Source organism: Microcoleus sp. Pol7_A1 (genome assembly GCF_036701085.1).
Lineage (GTDB): Bacteria > Cyanobacteriota > Cyanobacteriia > Cyanobacteriales > Microcoleaceae > Microcoleus > Microcoleus asticus.
The window spans coordinates 16,575-35,043 of sequence record NZ_JAUBQD010000055.1 but is presented as its reverse complement, the minus strand read 5'-3'; the positions used below and the strand labels follow the sequence as shown (position 1 = coordinate 35,043).

The window sequence follows — 18,469 nt, the reverse complement described above, 5'->3', positions numbered from 1 at the left end:
CTAGCCGATTTGCCAACACTGCAACTGCCCACAGACCGCCCGCGATAGCCAATACAAAGCTTTCGGGGTGCAAGGCAATGTGTCATGCTACCTCAAACTTTAAGTGAGGCGATCGCGAAATTAAGCCATCAAGAAGGCGTTACCATCTACATGACACTGCTGGCAGCCTTCAAAACCTTACTCTATCGCTACACGGGGCAGACCGACATAGTAGTAGGCACTGTCACCGCAGGAAGAAACCAGTCAGAGATTCATCAGCGAATGGGGTGCTTTGTCAACACATTGGTACTGCGTACCGTTCTCAAGGACAACCCTACTTTCTGGCAGTTGCTTGAAAAAGTGCGGGAAGTGACTTTGGGAGCATTTGCTTACCAAGATTTGCCTTTTGAGAAGTTGGTAGAAGCACTGCACCCAGAGTGGAATTTAGGTCAAAATCCCCTGTTTCAAGTTGCTTTTGTTTTGCAACCGCCAATGTCAGGCGTTGATTCGATTCTGAATTGGAGCCAGTTGGATATTGATACCGAAACGGCAAAGTTTGATTTAACCCTGGAATTACAGGAAAGACCAGAAGGCATAGTCGGTCGTTTTGAGTACAGCACAGATTTCTTTAATTCTGACACGATCGAGCGGATGGTGGGGCATTTTCAAACTTTACTGGAAGCGATCGTCACCAACCCAGAACAGAAAATTGCCGAGTTGCCCCTCTTAACTGAGTTTGAACGACAACAGTTAGCAGCGTGGAATGACACCGAAACCGATTACCCTAAAGATGCTTGTATACACCAGTTGTTTGAAGAGCAGGTAGAGCTAACGCCCGATGCGATCGCATTAGTCTTTGAAGATCAGCAACTTACCTATAAAGATCTCAACCAACGAGCGAATCAGCTAGCGCACCACCTGCGGAATTTGGGTGTAGGGCCAGAGGTATTGGTGGGTATCTGTGTAGAGCGATCCTTGGAAATGATCGTGGGACTGTTGGGCATTCTCAAAGCTGGTGGGGCTTATGTGCCGCTAGACCCAGCTTATCCGTCAGAGCGTTTAGCTTTCATGCTAGAAGATGCCTCTGTACCAATGCTGCTGACTCAGGCTAGGTTGGTAAAATCTGTTCCTAAACATCAAGGACGTATCGTTTGCCTAGACACAGACTGGGAAATTATTGAGCAACAAAGCCAGGCCAATCTAATCAGTGATGTGAAGCGCAATAACCTCGCTTATGTTATTTACACCTCTGGCTCTACTGGTAATCCCAAGGGAGTGGCGATCGAGCATCGCAATGCACTTGCTCTGTTGAATTGGGCAAAACAAGTCTTTAATCCAGAGGATCTCGCTGGAGTTTTGGCCTCAACCTCTATTTGCTTTGATCTGTCAGTTTTCGAGCTGTTTGTTCCCCTAAGTTGGGGTGGCAAAGTCATTCTGGCAGAGAACGCATTGCATCTGCCCACATTGTCCGCCGCCCAAGATGTTACTCTGATCAATACAGTTCCATCTGCGATCGCAGAGTTACTGAGAATGGAAGGCATACCTTCTTCTATCCGCATCGTCAATCTGGCTGGTGAACCTCTTCAGAATAAACTCGTACAGCAGGTTTATCAGTACAAAACAGTCCAACAGGTCTTCAACCTTTATGGTCCTTCCGAAGACACCACATATTCCACATATACTTTAGTGAAAAAAGGGGGTAACGAGCCACCGTCCATCGGTCGGCCCATTGCCAACACGCAGGTCTATATTCTAGATGCCCAAAAACAACCTGTCCCGATCGGTGTACCCGGAGAGCTATACATTGGTGGTGCTGGTTTAGCACGGGGCTACCTCAATCGGCCCGAACTAACTGCCGAGCGCTTTATTCCCAACCCTTTTAGCAACGAATCAGGTTCTCGCCTCTACAAAACTGGCGACTTAGCCCGCTACCTACCTGACGGCAACATCGAATTTCTCGGCCGCATCGACCACCAAGTGAAAATTCGCGGCTTCCGCATCGAATTAGGAGAAATTGAGGCGGTATTGAGCCAACACCCGGATGTGCAGGAGTCTATAGTTATCAACCGCCAGGATGCTTCCGGCAACCAGCGCTTAGTCGCTTATATTGTTTCCAATCTCAGACCTGAACGCACAGCAGTCGGGAGCTTACGCGACTTTCTGAAGCAGAAACTACCAGACTATATGATGCCCTCCAGTTTTGTGTTTTTGAATCATTTGCCGCTGACACCAAACGGCAAAGTAGACCGTAAGGCACTGCCAGCTCCCAATGCCGATGCTATTAACCCAGAGTTAGAAACAACTTATGTCGCACCCCAAACTGAGATAGAACAAGCTATTGCTACAGTTTGGCAACAGGTATTACACTTAGAAAAAGTAGGTGTAGACGATAGTTTCTTCGATCTAGGCGGTCATTCATTACTGATGGCTCAGGCTCATAGCCAACTGCGCGAAGTGGTGGACAGAGATGTTTCAATCATGGAAATGTTTAAATATCCAACCATCAGCTCTTTGGCTAAGTATTTAAGTCATGAGCCAGAGGAAAAACCCTCTTTTGGGCAAAGTCAAGCTCGCATCAATAAACAAAAAGACGCAATCAATCGCCAAAAGCAAAAACAGCGCTTGCAAGGAAAGAATAAAAATGGATAACTCTGAGAATACCAACTCTATAGAAGGTATCGCTATCATCGGCATGGCAGGTCGCTTTCCTGGTGCTAAAAATGTTGATGAGTTTTGGGAAAATCTACGGGATGGTGTAGAATCTATTTCTTTCTTCTCTGAACAAGAACTAGAATCTTTCGGTATTGACGAGTCAGTGGTGCGTGACCCACGCTATGTAAAAGCAAGAGCCGTACTAGAAGATATTGAGTTATTTGATGCTTCATTTTTTGGGTTTAATCCTAGAGAAGCTGAAATCACAGATCCACAACACCGCTTTTTCTTAGAGTCGGCTTGGGAAGCTCTAGAAAAAGCTGGCTACAACTCAGAAACTTATGAGGGTTCGATTGGGGTTTACGCAGGCGCAGGAAGTTACAATACTTATTTATTGCACAACCTTTATCCAAACCGCAAGCTCAGAGAATCAGTTGGAGATTTCCAACTTATGATCGCCAATGAGAAAGATTTTCTGTCAACTCGCGTTTCTTACAAATTAAACTTGAAAGGGCCGAGTATTACTGTCCAAACAGCCTGTTCTACTTCATTGGTTGCTATTAGCATGGCTTGCCAAAGCTTACTGAATTACCAATGCGATATGGCTTTGGCTGGTGGGGTTTCTATAGGCGTTACCCAAAAGGCAGGATATTTTTATAAAGAGGGAATGATTCTTTCACCAGACGGACATTGTAGAGCCTTTGATGCTAAAGCACAGGGAACTGTTAGCGGTAGCGGTGTGGGAATTGTGGTTTTGAAAAGATTAGAGGAGGCCATCGCGGATGGAGATTATATTCATGCGGTGATTAAAGGTTCTGCGCTCAATAATGATGGTGCTTTCAAAATTGGCTACACAGCTCCCAGTATAGATGGTCAGGCGCAGGCGATCGCAGATGCTTTAGCACTGGCAGAAATTCCCCCTGAAACCGTCAGCTATATAGAAGCTCACGGAACCGGAACACCCCTGGGAGATCCGATCGAAATTGCCGCGCTGACGCAAGCTTTCTCACTCGAAACTAAGAAAAAAGGCTTCTGTGCCATCGGTTCTGCCAAATCCAATATCGGACATTTGGATACTGCTGCTGGTGTCACTGGCTTAATCAAAACTGTCCAAGCTCTCAAACACAAGTTAATACCGCCTAGCTTGCATTTTGAACAGCCTAATCCCAAGATTGATTTTGTAAACAGTCCTTTTTATGTCAATACTAAGCTTTCCGAATGGAAAGCAGGTAAAACTCCCCGTCGTGCTGGAGTTAGTTCTTTTGGCATCGGTGGAACTAATGCTCATGTGGTACTAGAAGAAGCGCCTACTGTAGAAAAATCGGAAGAATCTAGACCATCACAACTGTTGGTTTTATCGGCAAAAACTAGATCTGCACTTGATAGTGCAACGGTAAATTTGAGCGAATATTTAAAGCAACATCCAGATGAAAATCTTGCTGATGTTGCTTATACGCTTCAAGTTGGTAGAAGAGCTTTCAGCCATAGACGGATAGTAGTTGGTAATGACATAGAAGAAAGTGTTATTGCCCTCGACACACTCGATGCAAAACGAGTTTTTACTAGCTTCCAAGAGTCCAAAGATCGACCTGTCGTATTTATGTTTTCAGGACAGGGTTCGCAGTACATCAATATGAGCTTGGAACTATACCAAGTTGAACCAATATTTCGCGAACAGATCGACCTATGTTCGGAAATTCTTAAATCTCAGTTGGAAATTGACCTGCGCCATGTACTTTATCCAAACGCAGCACAAGCAGAAGCAGCTACAAACCAACTAAAACAGACTGCGATTACACAACCAGCACTGTTTGCGCTCGAATATGCTTTAGCTAAATTGTGGATGTCTTGGGGAGTGCATCCCAAAGCGATGATTGGTCATAGCATTGGTGAATATGTAGCTGCTTGTTTAGCAGGTGTTTTCTCCTTGGAAGATGGCTTGTCCTTGGTAGCTGCACGAGGTAAATTAATGCAACAACTGCCGAGTGGTTCCATGCTTGCAGTTCCACTTCCCGAACAGCAAGTGCAAGCATTTTTGGGCAATAAACTCGATTTAGCTGTGATTAACGGAGCATCTATGAGTGTGGTTTCAGGTGCTACTGATGCCGTAGATGAATTGGCACAAAAACTACTCGAAAAAGGTGTAGATTGTCGCCGATTGCACACTTCTCATGCCTTCCATTCACAGATGATGGAGCCAATTTTAGAACCTTTTACCAAACAGGTGAAAAAAGTTAAGCTGAAATCGCCTAAAATTCCATATTTGTCAAACGTTACTGGTCATTGGATTACAGCGACAGAGGCGACAAATCCGAGTTATTATGCTCAACATCTGCGGCAAACAGTACGCTTTGCAGATGGGTTACAACAGCTATTAAAAGACCAAAATCAAATATTGCTAGAAGTGGGGCCCGGACGGACGTTGAACACGCTAGCAAAACAGCATCCTAATAAGGGGGCTGAGCAGATTGTACTTTCTTCATTGCGCCATCCACAAGACCAAAATTCAGATTTAGCTTTCTTACTTACTACATTGGGTAAACTCTGGTTAGGAGGAGTACAAATAGATTGGTCTAAATTTTATGCTGATGAGCAGCGTTATCGTCTCCCATTGCCGACCTATCCGTTTGAGCGCCAACGTTATTGGATTGAAGCACCAGGAATCGAGCAACCGATTAAAATTGCATCTTTACCAGATGAAAATTCCCAACCAGTCGATTCAACACCACATCACTCTAGACCGAATTTAGACAATACCTATATTGCTCCTAGAGATGAGATTGAGCAAACTATGGCTAGTATCTGGCAAGAATTTCTCGGTATCGAGCAAGTAGGGATTCATGATGATTTTTTTGATTTAGGCGGAGATTCCTTATTAGCCGTTCAACTAATAACTAAATTAAACGAAACACTGCAAAGATCCTTGTCTCCCCATAGCCTATTGCAATCATCGACTATTGCAGCTTTGGCGGCATTAATTAAAGACAATTCCGACTTATCGGATAATACTAACCAGCCACTCCAGCCAGCTTCTGAATCTTTGTTAGTAGAAATTCAGCGCGGTAGTTTTAAACAACCTTTGTTCTTAGTTCATCCAGTAGGCGGTCACGTTTACATTTATCGGGATTTAGCACGTTATCTCGGTTCTGATCGCCCTGTATTTGGAATACAAGCGCACGTCTCAGAGGGGGAAACTGAGTCTTTTACTAAAGTTGAAGAAATGGCTGCTCGCTATATTGAAGCAGTGCGAGTTCAACAACCTGAAGGACCCTATTTTTTGGGTGGTTCTTCCTTTGGAGGAACTGTTGCTTTTGAGATGGCACAGCAACTCAATGCCCAAGGTGAAAAGATAGCGCTGCTAACTTTAATAGATACTCCTGGGCCCGGTCAAATGCCAGTTTTAGAGACGGAAGATGATACAGCAATTTTGCTGTATTTACTAGGCGTTGGTTTCAATCTGTCTCTTTCTATGGATGTCCTTCAAAAACTTGAGCCAGATGAGCAACTTCTATACTTTTTGGAGCAAGTAAAGATTGCTAATAGGGTAGTGCCTCCCGATTTTGGTTTACCTCAGATTCGCCAGTTTCTTCATCTTTTTAAAGTACACGCCCAAGCGATGCTAAATTACATCCCTCAAACTTATGGAGGTCGAATTATATTTTTCCGTGCTACCGAACAAAATGAAGTTAATGCCAAAAATCCAGAATTACCTTGGATTGAGGTTGCTACTGGAGGAGTAGAGGTTCGAGAAGTGCCGGGAAATCATATTACTATGAATTACCCTCCTCATGTTCAGGTTATGGCTGAACAACTTAGAGTATATCTTGATTAGGTACGTAGTTGGGCTTCAGCCCTCTTATGGCTGAAGCCCAACTACTTACTTTTTAAAGAGGGCTAAAGCCCAACTACTTACTTTTTAAAGAGGGCTAAAGCCCAACTACTTACTTTTTATGTATGAATATCGTAAATTGACACTAGAAGAACGGGTGCAACTTGTCAATCAAAGGTTGGCTAAGGGATATCCTGCTCATTCTCCACCTCATCCAGTGCAAGATTATGAATTTTACCATCTTACAGTTAGTTGTTTTGAGCATAAATCTCGCATTAATACTCAGGAACGCCGTCAGCAACTTTTAGATATAATTTTTGATACTTTTATTTCAAATGGTATAAAAATTAATGCTTGGGTAGTTTTACCAAATCATTATCATCTCTTAGTACGTCATGTTAATATGTCACACTTAAGTGTACTCTTTCGTTCCATTCACGGCCGGTTAGCTCGACAATGGAATCTTGAGGAGAATCTTACAGGTAAAGTGTGGCATTCGTTTAGCGATCGCGCTATTCGTTCGGAAAGACATTATTATACAACCATTAATTATATCCATTACAATCCTGTCAAACATGGCTGGGCAAAATCTCCTTATGATTGGTCAGCAAGTAGCGTACATTGGTATTTAGAGTATCATGGAAGAGAGTGGCTAAGAAGTGCATGGGTAGAATATCCGGTAAGAGATTATGGAAAAGGATGGGATGATTAAGGTACGTACTGCTTGGGCGCATTAAGAGGGCTGAAGCCCAACTACGTACTTTTTAAGAGGGTTGAAGCCCAACTACTTACCTCTGCAATTTTTAAATAGATGATTTTTTAAGGAGAACTTATGACTTTATATACAGAGAATGCACAACCCGAAGGCGAAAACTCATCCTCATTGCTACTAGAAATGATGTATGGGTTTAAAATATCCCAGGCTCTTTTTGTAGCGGCAAAACTAGAAATTGCAGATATTCTGAGTGATGGTTCTAAGACTGCTGATGAACTTGCGAAAGCTGCTGGTGTAAATTCTCAGGGTATTTATCACCTGATGCGTATGCTAGTAAGCGTTGGTGTATTTTCTCTCGAAAATAATGAAAAGTTTTGCTTAAATTCTCTAGGAAAACATCTCCTAACGGGTACTTCTGATTCTTTACGAGGTACGGTTTTGGGAATGGGTGACGAACTCTATCAGGGATGGGGGAATTTACTCTACGGTATAAAGAGTGGAGAAACTCCATTTGAACATACTTTTAAGACTAATCTTTATAGCTATTTGAAGCAGAATTCTGATGCTGCAGTAAATTTTAATGAGTGGATGAAGGAGACAACAAGGGAGTGGCTGCTTCCGGTGCTTGAAGCTTATGATTTTTCAGACGTTAAGACACTTGTGGATGTTGGAGGGGGAATTGGAACTCTAACGGCTGTGATTCTGAATGCGAATCCCAAGTTACAAGCTATTTTGTTCGATCGCGAAGATGTTGTTGTCGATGCAAATCCGGTTTTGGAAGTGGCTGGAGTTGCAGATAGGTGTCAAATAGTTGGAGGCAGCTTTTTTGAGGCGGTTCCCCCTAGTGGCGATCTTTACTTACTCTCTCGTGTTCTCCTCAATTGGGACGATGGTCATGCTATTACAATTCTTAAAAAGTGCTATCAAGCTATGACAGCTAAAGATCGGCTGATGATTGTTGATTTTATGTTGCCTGAAGGCAAAATGTCGCCATTTATTGGCATGGGCAGCTTAACTTTGTTCATTCTGGGGGGTACTTTTATGCGGACAAAGGATGAATTTTATAATTTACTTTCCTCCGCAGGGTTTAAAGTGACTAATATGATAGAAACAAAAGGGCCAGTAAGTGTGATCGAGGCGAAACCTGCTTGACATTCCCAGCTCTAAAAACACCGGGATTATTCTGGTGTAGGATTCCTATTGCTCAATAAATCTCCATCCTCTTATAGCAATTCTGAAAAATTCTGCAACAATAACAAAAGTAGGTTGGGTGGAACGAAGTGCAACCCAACCTCATGACTGTAGGAATATTTTTCAGAATTGCTATTATCGGGAGTTGAACAAATTTTGAGTCCAAACAGAGCATCGAACTTGCTATGTGTCAGGCAAATACCTCACCATTATGTTGCAGCCAAGCGAAAAAACGATCGGACTTTAACTGTGCGATCGCGTTGTTAGCGATTTCAATCGCCCGGTTTATGGTCGATATCCATCGCTCCTACCGCTTCACCGCATGATTTTCCCACTTCCAAACACAGCTAGAAATCAAATTTGTGCAGATATGAGCCGTAATTGGCACTAACAAATTCCCAGTAGCTAAAACGCTATAACCCAACAGCAATCCGACAGCCGTTGCCCAAACAGCATAAGGCCACTGATCCATGCCTCCCAAGTGCAGAATGCCAAAACAAAAACTCGATAAAACTAAACTGGTAACATTCAATCCCAAAGCAGACAGCATCACCCCTCGAAATAGCAATTCTTCGCTAAGTCCCGGCAGCAGTCCCAGCCAAATTAAATCAGGCCAAAACAAAGGTTTGAGCACTACTTCCAAGTAAACGTCTGCACTCCGGCGATAACCGGGCCAGAGGTGATAAACGATCGCACTGCCGCCTGTAATTGCCAGTCCGAGTGCACATCCTTTGAGCAAGTCCATTCCTATCAATTTGACTGGCAAAAGCGATACCGATCCAAATAGCAACCACAATTTAGCTACCGCCAGCAACATAATTGCTGTCACGCCCATTGCTACTAAAACTTGGGTGCGCGTCAAGGGTTCAATTTCAGGATTTCCGGGAAGTTTTTCTGCCACTTAATCACTTTTAGATTTGAGGTTTGAGATTTTAGATTTGTTTTGTTGAGTCAGACAAACAACGCAGGGAGGAGATGTCTGCACCCAAGGAAACTGGACTGATGCCCGCTCGCAAAGCGACCAAAACTCCGATCGCCTCTAAATATGAGTTTACCTGCAAAGCTTTGATTCCGAGTTTTTCTGGAGTCGCCTGCATCTGGGTTTTGTTGTCGCCCACAGCGATGATTTGTACCGACGATCGCCCGCTCAAACTCAGAATAGCACTGCCGCCGCAGGCTGTGGCGGGTATCACCACCGCATCGACTCGATCTGCCCACAAATCCTGGGACTCGAAATCTCGCCTGTTTGCATAGAATTTGTCTCTTGTGGGGCGGGCATCTTGCCCGCCCCATACCTGCGACAGGCAAGATGCCTGTCCCACAGTAGGAGTGACAAATTGGGGAGCTTTGCTGAGGCCGGCAAGGACGCAAGGTAGGAAAGTATAGCCGATTTCCTCAGCAGCCGATCGCGGGGACAGGTGCGGATCGAGGGGAAGCGCAGACAACGCGGGGGCGTGGGCGCAGGGGATTTTAAACGTCCTGACGATGAGGTGGCTGATGACAGCTTCCGCGCCGGCGAGGGGGTCAACTCCTTTGCCGCGGCGGTAGTTTTCGAGGGCGAGGCTGCCTTCATCGTCGGGAAATCTGGCCACAACTGCGATCGCCTCTACTCTTGCTTGTTCGATTAATTTTTCCGCAGCGCGCAATAAACTGTCTGGATTGCCGATCGTCCCCCAGGATGCCCCTGATTCAGAAATACGCAATTCTACTTGCAGGGGGCGATCGGTTAAAACACAATCCGTTATATTCAAACCTAATGTGGCTCTAGCAGCATCAACGGCTTGCAAGTGCCGCAACTGCAAGTCTGGTTCGATCGCGGAATCTAGGATTAAGCCGATGCGATTTTGATGTACCTGTTGTAAGCCCCAGCATCCGGCAGCAAATTTGTCAAGGGCGTAACCTTCAACGTAGAGAGCGTTAGGTATCGGCCAATAAAGTTGAGCACCGTTGAGGACGTTGGGGTGAGTGATCAGGGTATCTGAAATTTGGGCGATCGCCCTAGCAACGGGCAGCGCATCTCCTGCAAACCCACCAATCGAGGCTCCAACGCCTGTGGGGACTATCAAAACCACTGTTAAAGGGCGCCGGTTCACACTGTTACGGGGGATGCTTCCACAAGCACGTAGCCTTCTACCACAGCCTTTTGCCGATCGACATCCACGTCTGTGACTGCCCACCGCAGGGGTTCCCCGTGCTTTTGCAGTTCAATTTCAATAGCCGAGTGCAATTCTTCGGCGGTATCGTGGAGGTCAACTTCTGCGGAAATGAAATGGGTAGTCATCGGGCGATCCATAGTGGTTTTACGGAGATCGGTACTTAGGTAAATTTTAGCTTAGTCCTAGGATTTACCGAACTGGCGATCGTACACAATGTCTTCTTTTTCGGTTTCTATCTTCAAGTTCGATCGGGGATAAGCAATGCACAGCAACACATAACCTTCTGCCTGAAGTTCGGGACTAACGCCCATGCAATCAACTTGCTCTACTTCACCCTCAATAACTTTAGCAGCGCAAGTAGTACAAACCCCCGCATTGCAAGAGTTCGGCAGATCGATGCCCGCAGCATTGGCCGCCTGCAGAATTTGTTTATCTTCCGGCACTTCAACCGTATAGGTAGAGCCTTGGTGGATCAATTCAACAGTGTAAGTCTTAGACATATTTCAATTATTCGTTTTAATTCCCAATTGGAATTTACGCTAGATTTGCAAACAAAGCAATGAGTATTTTACCGCTGTTGGTGATTTTGTGCAAATTTACAACTGCATTTTTTATTGCTAAAAATTTTTATTAATTGCTTGGGGCGATCGGCATTTTGTCAAGGACTGTTTCACAAATTATCACGAGGATCGCGGGCGAACTCTGCCAGAAAGCACTTATACGTAACTAATTTTGGCCTTCAAGCCAACAACTCCTCAACAGCAACACTAAAACCCGTCAGCACTAACTGAGTGCTGACGGTAGAACCCTGGTTAAAGCTTAACTTTTGAGTTTGAGTCACGATTAATATCCAGCGACTTTCTGGAAAAACTATCCAAACTTCCAGACAACCCGAATCTAAATACTCTTGTGCTTTAAGAAAAATCTCTTCCGCACTATCAATAGGAGAAACTATTTCCGCAATTAACGGCGGACTTTGAGGCAAAGTAGAAACATCGCCAAATTGAGCCACAAGTTCAGGAGTCAGATAAGCTACATCAGCACGGCGCACTCGCCTGTCAGTACGACAAGGAACTTCGACATAAACTTCGCCGCCTTGTCCGCTAGAATCTTTGTAATTTCCCCAAGAACGATCTAGTCTAGATTGGATTCGACTGTGTTTTACTGTCATGCCTTTTTTCTCCGCGATTTGCCCGTCCACCCATTCCATGCACTCGGGGGGATTAACCATAAAGTCTTCTAGAGAAACATTTTCTGATAAAACCGCTGCCATTACCATAGCTATTTACTCCCTTATGCAGAATTCACTGATATTGTAGGGCTTTTTGCGATCGGTGCAGTGATTGGACTTGCGGAAAACTTCTATATCGTACCAATTTCCCATCTAATCAATCTTAATCTGATTGGGAGGTTTAGGTTGATTCTGTTGCTCATCCTTCAAAGTTTTACGCCCAGAACTAGCATAGTCCTTGTACATTTCCACAAACATCTTGGTTAACTGCTGCAAAGAAAGTTGTTCCCCATTAATTTGAGCTTTCATATAAGCTTTAAGCACTTCAATGTAAGCCAAACCGAGGGCAAGCGTGAGAGTAGCTGCCGTTGCACCGGAGATAGCACCGCCCACAACCGTACCAGCACCCGGAATCATTTTAATCAAATTAGTCACAATACTTCTGCCAACAGCAGTCACCCCGCCAGCACCGCTAATAGCAGACAGCATCGCCGAAATAAACCCCTTATCAAAGGGCATTCCAAAAATCACAGTAATATTAGCAATCATTGCCGTTTGCATCGTCATCAAAATCGGCGCATCAGCAAACGGTACAGGAGTGGCACCGACAATGGCAGAACCTGCAACATAAGCACTTAGATACTTAAATGCCATATCGGATTTGAGCGCAATGTTTGCAATTTGTTCTTTAACAAAAGCTTTTTTAGCTACTTCGGGCAGCAGTTGAAAAGTTGCATCGACCAACTTATCTAAACCGTGAGATTTTACTGTATAATCCTCATCAATTTCTTCAGGTTCAGCCATGACGGGGATAATTTGACTGACGGGCAAATTCATGTGTTCCAGTTGCTTGAAAAACTCGCCCGGCTTTTTAGATGTCGTCTGAGTCAGCACTAAAAGAACTGGTACATCTTTGACTTCCATTTCTTTTAGCCAGTTTTCCTCGACAGATTCTATTCTATTGGCGTTGTGATTGATGCAGTACCAAATGACGTGAATGTGTTCTTTTGGGTGCAGGAGTCTTTGGTCTTCAATCAGTTTAGCAACGTTTAATTGAATAACTTTAATTTGTTCGGCGTTGAGTTCGAGTCCGGGAGTATCGTAGACTGTAATCGGGCAATTAGGTTTTGTATATTGGCGAATGCCTTGAGTGATGGGGCGGCCGACTCCGGTTTCTGCTAAGCGCTGGCGAAAAACGGAATTTATCAGGGTACTTTTGCCGACACCGGTTTTGCCGATGACTAAAACATTGCACTGTCCCACTTGGTTTTCTGCATCTTTGAAGGCGTAGTAACTTCTATTTAAAAGCTCGTCTAAGGAAAAGTCGTCTGACATGGTGGTTTGCTCCGATAATGGTGGGATATTAATTCAATACCACCGAATAGAATTTCGATGCTATAGAAACGAAGTCCGCGAAGGCGGACTGGGGGAGTCTTAAACATATTGTAGCAATTTGATTTCAGAACTTGTCTGGTAGATGAGTGTAAGTGACAAAAAGGCGATCGCACTTTTACGGTAGTTTCTCGCGCAGGAAAAGCCAACTGTTGAGTTCTTCTTCTAAAACATATTTATCGCTGTCAGCAAGTGCTGCGATAACTTTCAATTGATTTTTAAGTTGTCTTAGCTCGCGAATTTCTGCAAGGGGTAGCGTTTTCCAATTAGCTGCTTTTTTTTCCACATCTTCGCACGACTCTTTGATGTTGTTCCAAAACCATTGTAAAATTAAGTTAACATCGAGAACAGGATGACCGGAAATTACTCCGTGTTTTTCTATCGCCCCAGCCTGCAGCATCATTGAGGAAATCGTAAAAGACTCGCCGCTACCTGGTTTTTTGCGCTCGGCATCATCGGCTAGTCGATCGTAAATTGCGGTTGCTACTTCTGCCCATGTGCGATCGGGCAAACCTGAACCATTTTGACTTTTTCGAGCCTTAGCAGAGCAAACATCAGCTAATAATAGCCAGTTAAAGTCTTGTGGTTGCGGGGTTTTACCTGAAAATATGTTGTTTACCCAAATCAGTACAGATTCGGCATCTTGTTCGATGATGCGATCGAGGGATATTGTCGTAGGAGATTGAGTCATAATTTATCTACTCCACATACCTCAATGAGCTACTTAGACTTTTAGCATCTCCCAAGTTTCCCGTTCCCTGTTAAAAATATTGCCCACTTCTTGCAAGAGTTCATAAACCTTTAAATTAGCGGTATTTATTAAGTTTCGTCGTCTATTTCCTCTGAATCATCCCATTCTAGTTCATCTTCTTGCTGCTCTTCTACTTCTTCAGATTCCTCTGAGTAATTGAACATAAAGACGAATTTGTTCTTAGGCAGAATTAGTGTTGGCAAATAGAGAGGTTGATCATCCCAATTCTTTTGTTTTTCACCTTTTTCATACATAACAACGAGTACAGGGACATCAGTGTATTTTTGTCTGGGCTTACTTAGCCACTGACTTTGTGCAAAACCAGAAACCCAAGGTCGAATAGTTTGGTTGCTCAAGTCCAGCCCATCACTCTTTTTACCTCGACGAACGTTGAGAATACCCTTATGGATATCTTGTTTTTTCATTGCTTGAAGTGCCTGTTTTACTCGCTTATCTTCCCAGACGTACATAGGGCCACAGGAACGGCTTGGCATTTCTGAAATAATCTCGATTAAAAAGTCGATGTCTACTTCATAGTCTTCATCATCCTCTCCCGTAAATTTAAACAGAAGTTTATCAAGTGCTTCTGTGTGTTTTTTAACTTCAGAAGCTTTCCACAATGGATCGCGGGGGTAAATAGATGATCCTGGGGTAAAAGCACCAATAGCTGCTGGATTAAGAACATTCGCACGGGTTGGTCTAAGTTTTCGACCAACCCACACTGGCGTAAGCTTAATTTTGCCAGTGTCCTCATCAATTACTTGACGCATACCCTCATCTGACTCATGGATAGCGCGGAAATCGTCTAAAATGTGTTCGGGTAAAAAGAGGCGAGTAACATCTAGCAATTCCTGGCGATAACCAAACATTCGCGCGTGCTGATGAACTGTGTCCATCGTCTTTTGCTTGGCATCACGCCCGTAATAAGTAATCATCAATCCTTCAATAGTTACACCACGCCCCAAGCGGTTTCCTCCAATTAGAATGTTTATACCTGGGCTGTATTTCGGTTCCTTATCTGGATTGGTGGCATCAATCACTTTTGGTATAGTATTTCGTAACTCATACTCTAGCTCCACAACAAGGTCATTGAGAGGTGGTAAGTTAGAAGCTGTTTTGCTTAACTCTGCATGAGCTTGACTTAGCCATTTGAGCGCATCCTCTCGCTTTGTGACAGATGATTTAGATCGCAGAGCCTTATCAAGCTCTACAACAAAGTTACGAATAACCTTTTCCAACGTGCTGTGAGTAATCCGTTTGTGGTCAATATGAGCTAGAAAAGAATACTTAGCATCCATATCTTTTGCTGACTTCATTTTGTATATTGAACCTACAAAAAAACAGCACAAAGCTAATTTCAGCCCGGGCGGCATATCCCAATTATCTCCAGGGTTAATTTGTCCTCCCTGTTTTTTTAACTTATCCAATTCTTCTGCTTGTATTGTACAGCAGTGTTTGCTATTTGCTTCAAAAAAAATGTCTCCTCCTATATAACTATTGCCTGGTTTAGAGAGTACACAGAATGCTGGTTGACAGGGGTCATCGAGATTTTGCAGCAACAAGCTTTGAGGGGTAGCTGTGATTTGTAAATATATGTGATTAGCAACTTGTTGCCTAATTTTCGCTATTAATTCAAATATCTTACTATCAGGAACCGTATTTTTTTCCTTCTTAGCTTGCTTGGCTTCATTGGTATTGAGGCTAGCATTGTCAGCCTCATCATCAAAGATAAGAGTGGGTACACTACTGGCTTTAGCAGACTTCAGAACCTTAAGCAAGTTCTCAAGGTGACGCACATTTTTTGTAGATACTAAGACAACACCAGTATCATTGATATAGTCGTGCAGTTGATTAGCGAATTCTCTGGGATCATTTTTCCATTGTTCCCAATTAAACACAACAGGGCCACCTTTGATCTGATTAGCGAAACGATCGGCTGTTTGTTTACCTAGCCATGTATTATCAGATGTTAATACAATGAAGCAACGGAATTTATTAGCTTCAGCAAGTGCCAGCGTAGCAATGGTAGTATTAGTTTTGCCGCTTTGGACTTTGCCATAGATTAGTCCAGTAGTACCATTAGGTATTCTGCCTTTATGATGATTGCTAACAATACCTGTCCCTGTAGCACCAACATCACCAGAGCCAAATGTTGTTGAGTAAACATCAACGCAATTTTGAACAATTCCAACAGCAGCTTGCTTTAACTGCTCTGCTTCTGTGTTTCCAAGTTTGCTCTTAATCCTGTCAAGAAACTTGTTGATACAATAGCCATCATTTTTAATATGAATCTTACTCATGGCGGTTTTTTTAGTTTACAAAACTACGCGAGGCCAATCATTCTGAGGTACAGTCTGATTCATCTGCTGCCTGCCTGGACCACTTACATGGTAACTTCCGTGAGGTCGCCTAGACACGGATATGTGTTGAACACTAATATCTGCATTTTTATCAACTATACTCCACAATCGCTCTTCAGCTATACAGCAGATACCGTCTTTGTGACAAACTAGCGCTATAAATGCCGAAAAGTCAGGATACTTGTCATACACAGTAGCTAGAGCAGATTTTTCCTGAGCGCTCAAGGTGAAAGACCATGCAGAAGTAGCTTTCTTAGAAACTTTGAAGAGAATAGCTGACTTACTGCTATCACTTTCAACTAAGTATATTGACTGATGTATTTCAAAGGCATGGGTGATACTAATCCTAGAGCCAGAGTTAATTAATCTTAAGAACGCTGCACCGTGCAGAAAATCCTGATCGTTAATCATTTAGTATTTAGAAATGTTCCAGCAGAGATTTCTCTTGTGCGTAAACCTTTCGCAGCGACTCCAGGGCGATCGCCCCCAACATCAATTTAATCACCCCCACCAAATTTCCCCACTCGAACAATTCAGAAACAGAAACAGCTTTCTGAAATCTCGCCGCATAAAAATCCACCCAAAAATCCGGCGCGTGTCTCTCTTTCTGACTCGCTATCCGGCGCTTCCAATAACCAAAATCTAAACCAGAGGGCGATTCCACTCCCAAAACAGGCGGAAAGTCGGCATAACTGACAAACCGACTCATGCCTTTGGCGTGCACGTACAGGATATGCGCCCAGCACTCGAAGCGATATATTTGTTCTACCTTGATTTTCAGCAGCCGCGCGATCGCCTCTTTCGTCACAAACCGGCTCAATCTGTGTCTGGGGGTTGATTTTGGTCGAAAGCTTGCTAACATGGTTGATACATCCCACTTGATGGGAATTTCAGATGGTTAATACATCCCACTTGATGGGATTTGAACTTTGATAGGCGATCGTCTTTAAGTTTTCCAGACGTTGGGGCGATCGCTTTTTACATTACAAGTTTATGACTTATATTAGTCAAAAGTCAAGAGGTTATGGGATTAATTAAGTTGCGGGTTCGAGAATTTGCTGCCGAGAAAGGCTGGACTCTAAAAGAAGTTTCAGAGCGATCGGGCGTAGTCTACAGCACGCTCAGAACCTATGCCCGATCGCCCGGATTAGCAACAGTTGACGTGACAGCCTTGCACAAGTTGGCGAGGACTTTTGATTTGTCGATCGAAGATTTGTATGAGATTGTGCAGGAATAGTCGATCGCTTTTAGGAACTAATTATCCACTCAATATTGCTCGACAGTTGCTAGCATCTGATTGACAGACTCACCCCGTTGTAGTGCTTCCCAATCAGATGTAACAGGTTGGTAAGAACAGTAACACACCACAATTCGCTCCTCAGTATCGGAAGCAAAAAACTGCTGAACGCGAGTAACTACCCAATCTCCATCTTTTCCGTGGGTAACTCCATTACCGGGGTCAGATAGATTTTCATAATCGCGGGTTTTGTCTCCTACTTGAGGAATTTCTGGGTTTTCTTCCCAAGTCCAATTTTCCCAAAGTATATTAGTTAGACCGCCCCTCGGCATAAGCTGACGTTCTTCCCAGCCCGGAGCACTCATGCTTTCGGTTTTGTAGACAATCCAGATTTTTTTTGCCATTTTTCCTCCCTTTCCTTTAATCTTGGTAATCTTGCCACATATCCTGAAACGAGGTTTGTTCCCCGTCAAACACGCAAGCCACATCAGGGGGGGTGTTACGAGTCACTCGGATTTCTTTTAACCGCCAGTGGTATTTTTCGCCCATCTTTTCACAGAGTTCGGGATCTGTAACATGGTGTACGTTTTCTGGCTTTGGATTCGGTACGCGATCGCTCCTCACTTCAGACTTCCCTTACAGTTTAAAAACTAAATGTCTTGCCCTGTATGCGATCGCTCCACCGCTGCACGCAGCAGCTATGTGTTGTTTTGGTTTTGACTTGCTTCTATTTTTGGTTGCTCAGCCTTCATGACATATTGCTCCATAAATTCCAGCAAAACATCCCTCATATTTTTACCGTCCCTAGCAACTGCCGACTTAAATCGGTTCCGCAGCTCCGGCGGCATTTCTACTCTAATAGCCACAGTCTTGTTTTCATCCATACAGGCTCAAGGCTTTACAACATATACATTTTGACATTTTTATGTAGTTTGCCTAAAAACCAGCTTTTTGCATACAGGTGCATTGTTTTAAC

At 43.8% G+C, this 18,469-nt stretch carries 18 protein-coding genes; 5 read left to right on the top strand and 13 right to left on the bottom strand.

The features are described 5' to 3' along the window. Nucleotides 1–84: 84 nt before the first annotated feature. From QUA20_RS24650 to QUA20_RS24635, 4 genes are all read left to right on the top strand, one after another. On the top strand, nt 85–2,628 hold the full coding sequence (locus QUA20_RS24650) for an amino acid adenylation domain-containing protein (protein WP_333191938.1): 2,544 nt from the start codon (nt 85–87) through the stop codon (nt 2,626–2,628). Then, a complete protein-coding gene (locus QUA20_RS24645) occupies nt 2,621–6,463 on the top strand; it encodes a beta-ketoacyl synthase N-terminal-like domain-containing protein (RefSeq protein ID WP_333191937.1) in 3,843 nt (1,280 codons plus the stop codon). The genes QUA20_RS24650 and QUA20_RS24645 overlap by 8 nt, the downstream gene beginning before the upstream one ends. Before the next feature lie 136 nt (nt 6,464–6,599). After that, nucleotides 6,600–7,172: an REP-associated tyrosine transposase gene (locus QUA20_RS24640; protein WP_333191935.1), complete on the top strand. Its 573-nt coding sequence runs from the start codon at nt 6,600–6,602 to the stop codon at nt 7,170–7,172. 120 nt (nt 7,173–7,292) lie between these two features. Next, a complete protein-coding gene (locus tag QUA20_RS24635; RefSeq protein WP_333191931.1) occupies nt 7,293–8,327 on the top strand; it encodes a methyltransferase in 1,035 nt (344 codons plus the stop codon). 346 nt (nt 8,328–8,673) lie between these two features. Here the strand turns inward: QUA20_RS24635 and QUA20_RS24630 are convergent, their stop codons facing one another. The 10 genes from QUA20_RS24630 to QUA20_RS24585 form a co-directional block, all read right to left on the bottom strand. Next, nucleotides 8,674–9,267 carry a CPBP family glutamic-type intramembrane protease gene (locus QUA20_RS24630; protein ID WP_172184571.1) on the bottom strand — a complete coding sequence of 198 codons (594 nt, stop codon included), beginning with the start codon at nt 9,265–9,267 and terminating at the stop codon, nt 8,674–8,676. A gap of 31 nt (nt 9,268–9,298) precedes the next feature. Beyond that, nucleotides 9,299–10,459, bottom strand: a complete 1,161-nt coding sequence (locus QUA20_RS24625) for a DUF3326 domain-containing protein (RefSeq protein WP_333191926.1) — start codon at nt 10,457–10,459, stop codon at nt 9,299–9,301. Then, complete coding sequence (locus tag QUA20_RS24620; RefSeq protein ID WP_172184567.1) at nt 10,456–10,647, bottom strand: hypothetical protein; 192 nt, start codon at nt 10,645–10,647, stop codon at nt 10,456–10,458. Before QUA20_RS24620 ends, QUA20_RS24625 begins: the two co-directional genes overlap by 4 nt. Before the next feature lie 57 nt (nt 10,648–10,704). Then, complete coding sequence (locus QUA20_RS24615; RefSeq protein WP_006631117.1) at nt 10,705–11,022, bottom strand: 2Fe-2S iron-sulfur cluster-binding protein; 318 nt, start codon at nt 11,020–11,022, stop codon at nt 10,705–10,707. A 239-nt stretch (nt 11,023–11,261) separates the two neighbouring features. Further along, entirely contained in the window at nt 11,262–11,801 is a 540-nt protein-coding gene (locus QUA20_RS24610; RefSeq protein ID WP_333191923.1) for a Uma2 family endonuclease, read from the bottom strand. Nucleotides 11,802–11,906: 105 nt separating this feature from the next. After that, nucleotides 11,907–13,088, bottom strand: a complete 1,182-nt coding sequence (locus tag QUA20_RS24605) for a GTPase (RefSeq protein ID WP_333191921.1) — start codon at nt 13,086–13,088, stop codon at nt 11,907–11,909. 175 nt (nt 13,089–13,263) lie between these two features. Next, nucleotides 13,264–13,836, bottom strand: a complete 573-nt coding sequence (locus QUA20_RS24600; protein WP_333191918.1) for a hypothetical protein — start codon at nt 13,834–13,836, stop codon at nt 13,264–13,266. 128 nt (nt 13,837–13,964) lie between these two features. Beyond that, entirely contained in the window at nt 13,965–16,196 is a 2,232-nt protein-coding gene (locus QUA20_RS24595; RefSeq protein ID WP_333191915.1) for a Z1 domain-containing protein, read from the bottom strand. Nucleotides 16,197–16,211: 15 nt separating this feature from the next. After that, the gene (locus QUA20_RS24590; protein ID WP_333191912.1) at nt 16,212–16,667 is read right to left on the bottom strand and encodes a hypothetical protein; all 456 of its coding nucleotides are present in this window, start codon (nt 16,665–16,667) and stop codon (nt 16,212–16,214) included. 7 nt (nt 16,668–16,674) lie between these two features. Continuing rightward, nucleotides 16,675–17,118: a hypothetical protein gene (locus QUA20_RS24585; RefSeq protein ID WP_333191909.1), complete on the bottom strand. Its 444-nt coding sequence runs from the start codon at nt 17,116–17,118 to the stop codon at nt 16,675–16,677. Nucleotides 17,119–17,280: 162 nt separating this feature from the next. Between QUA20_RS24585 and QUA20_RS24580 the strand changes: the two genes are divergently transcribed. Further along, nucleotides 17,281–17,493 carry a helix-turn-helix transcriptional regulator gene (locus QUA20_RS24580; RefSeq protein ID WP_332958465.1) on the top strand — a complete coding sequence of 71 codons (213 nt, stop codon included), beginning with the start codon at nt 17,281–17,283 and terminating at the stop codon, nt 17,491–17,493. Between the two features lie 29 nt (nt 17,494–17,522). On the opposite strand, the gene QUA20_RS24575 is transcribed toward QUA20_RS24580, so the two are convergent. The 3 genes from QUA20_RS24575 to QUA20_RS24565 all read right to left on the bottom strand — a co-directional run bounded on the left by QUA20_RS24575 (nt 17,523) and on the right by QUA20_RS24565 (nt 18,377). After that, nucleotides 17,523–17,897 (bottom strand): hypothetical protein, encoded by a 375-nt coding sequence (locus QUA20_RS24575; RefSeq protein ID WP_190657374.1) that lies wholly within the window; start codon nt 17,895–17,897, stop codon nt 17,523–17,525. Nucleotides 17,898–17,913: 16 nt separating this feature from the next. After that, nucleotides 17,914–18,117 carry a hypothetical protein gene (locus QUA20_RS24570; protein WP_190657376.1) on the bottom strand — a complete coding sequence of 68 codons (204 nt, stop codon included), beginning with the start codon at nt 18,115–18,117 and terminating at the stop codon, nt 17,914–17,916. Nucleotides 18,118–18,191: 74 nt separating this feature from the next. After that, nucleotides 18,192–18,377: a copy number control protein gene (locus tag QUA20_RS24565; RefSeq protein ID WP_190657378.1), complete on the bottom strand. Its 186-nt coding sequence runs from the start codon at nt 18,375–18,377 to the stop codon at nt 18,192–18,194. Between the last annotated feature and the right edge of the window lie 92 nt (nt 18,378–18,469).

Coding starts and splice junctions, on each gene's coding strand:
- QUA20_RS24635 (WP_333191931.1), top strand. CDS start 7,293: ATGACTTTATATACAGAGAATGCACAACCCGAAGGCGAAAACTCATCC.
- QUA20_RS24600 (WP_333191918.1), bottom strand. CDS start 13,836: ATGACTCAATCTCCTACGACAATATCCCTCGATCGCATCATCGAACAA.
- QUA20_RS24595 (WP_333191915.1), bottom strand. CDS start 16,196: ATGAGTAAGATTCATATTAAAAATGATGGCTATTGTATCAACAAGTTT.
- QUA20_RS24645 (WP_333191937.1), top strand. CDS start 2,621: ATGGATAACTCTGAGAATACCAACTCTATAGAAGGTATCGCTATCATC.
- QUA20_RS24575 (WP_190657374.1), bottom strand. CDS start 17,897: ATGGCAAAAAAAATCTGGATTGTCTACAAAACCGAAAGCATGAGTGCT.
- QUA20_RS24620 (WP_172184567.1), bottom strand. CDS start 10,647: ATGACTACCCATTTCATTTCCGCAGAAGTTGACCTCCACGATACCGCC.
- QUA20_RS24610 (WP_333191923.1), bottom strand. CDS start 11,801: ATGGTAATGGCAGCGGTTTTATCAGAAAATGTTTCTCTAGAAGACTTT.
- QUA20_RS24590 (WP_333191912.1), bottom strand. CDS start 16,667: ATGATTAACGATCAGGATTTTCTGCACGGTGCAGCGTTCTTAAGATTA.
- QUA20_RS24565 (WP_190657378.1), bottom strand. CDS start 18,377: ATGGATGAAAACAAGACTGTGGCTATTAGAGTAGAAATGCCGCCGGAG.
- QUA20_RS24605 (WP_333191921.1), bottom strand. CDS start 13,088: ATGTCAGACGACTTTTCCTTAGACGAGCTTTTAAATAGAAGTTACTAC.
- QUA20_RS24650 (WP_333191938.1), top strand. CDS start 85: ATGCTACCTCAAACTTTAAGTGAGGCGATCGCGAAATTAAGCCATCAA.
- QUA20_RS24580 (WP_332958465.1), top strand. CDS start 17,281: ATGGGATTAATTAAGTTGCGGGTTCGAGAATTTGCTGCCGAGAAAGGC.
- QUA20_RS24585 (WP_333191909.1), bottom strand. CDS start 17,118: ATGTTAGCAAGCTTTCGACCAAAATCAACCCCCAGACACAGATTGAGC.
- QUA20_RS24615 (WP_006631117.1), bottom strand. CDS start 11,022: ATGTCTAAGACTTACACTGTTGAATTGATCCACCAAGGCTCTACCTAT.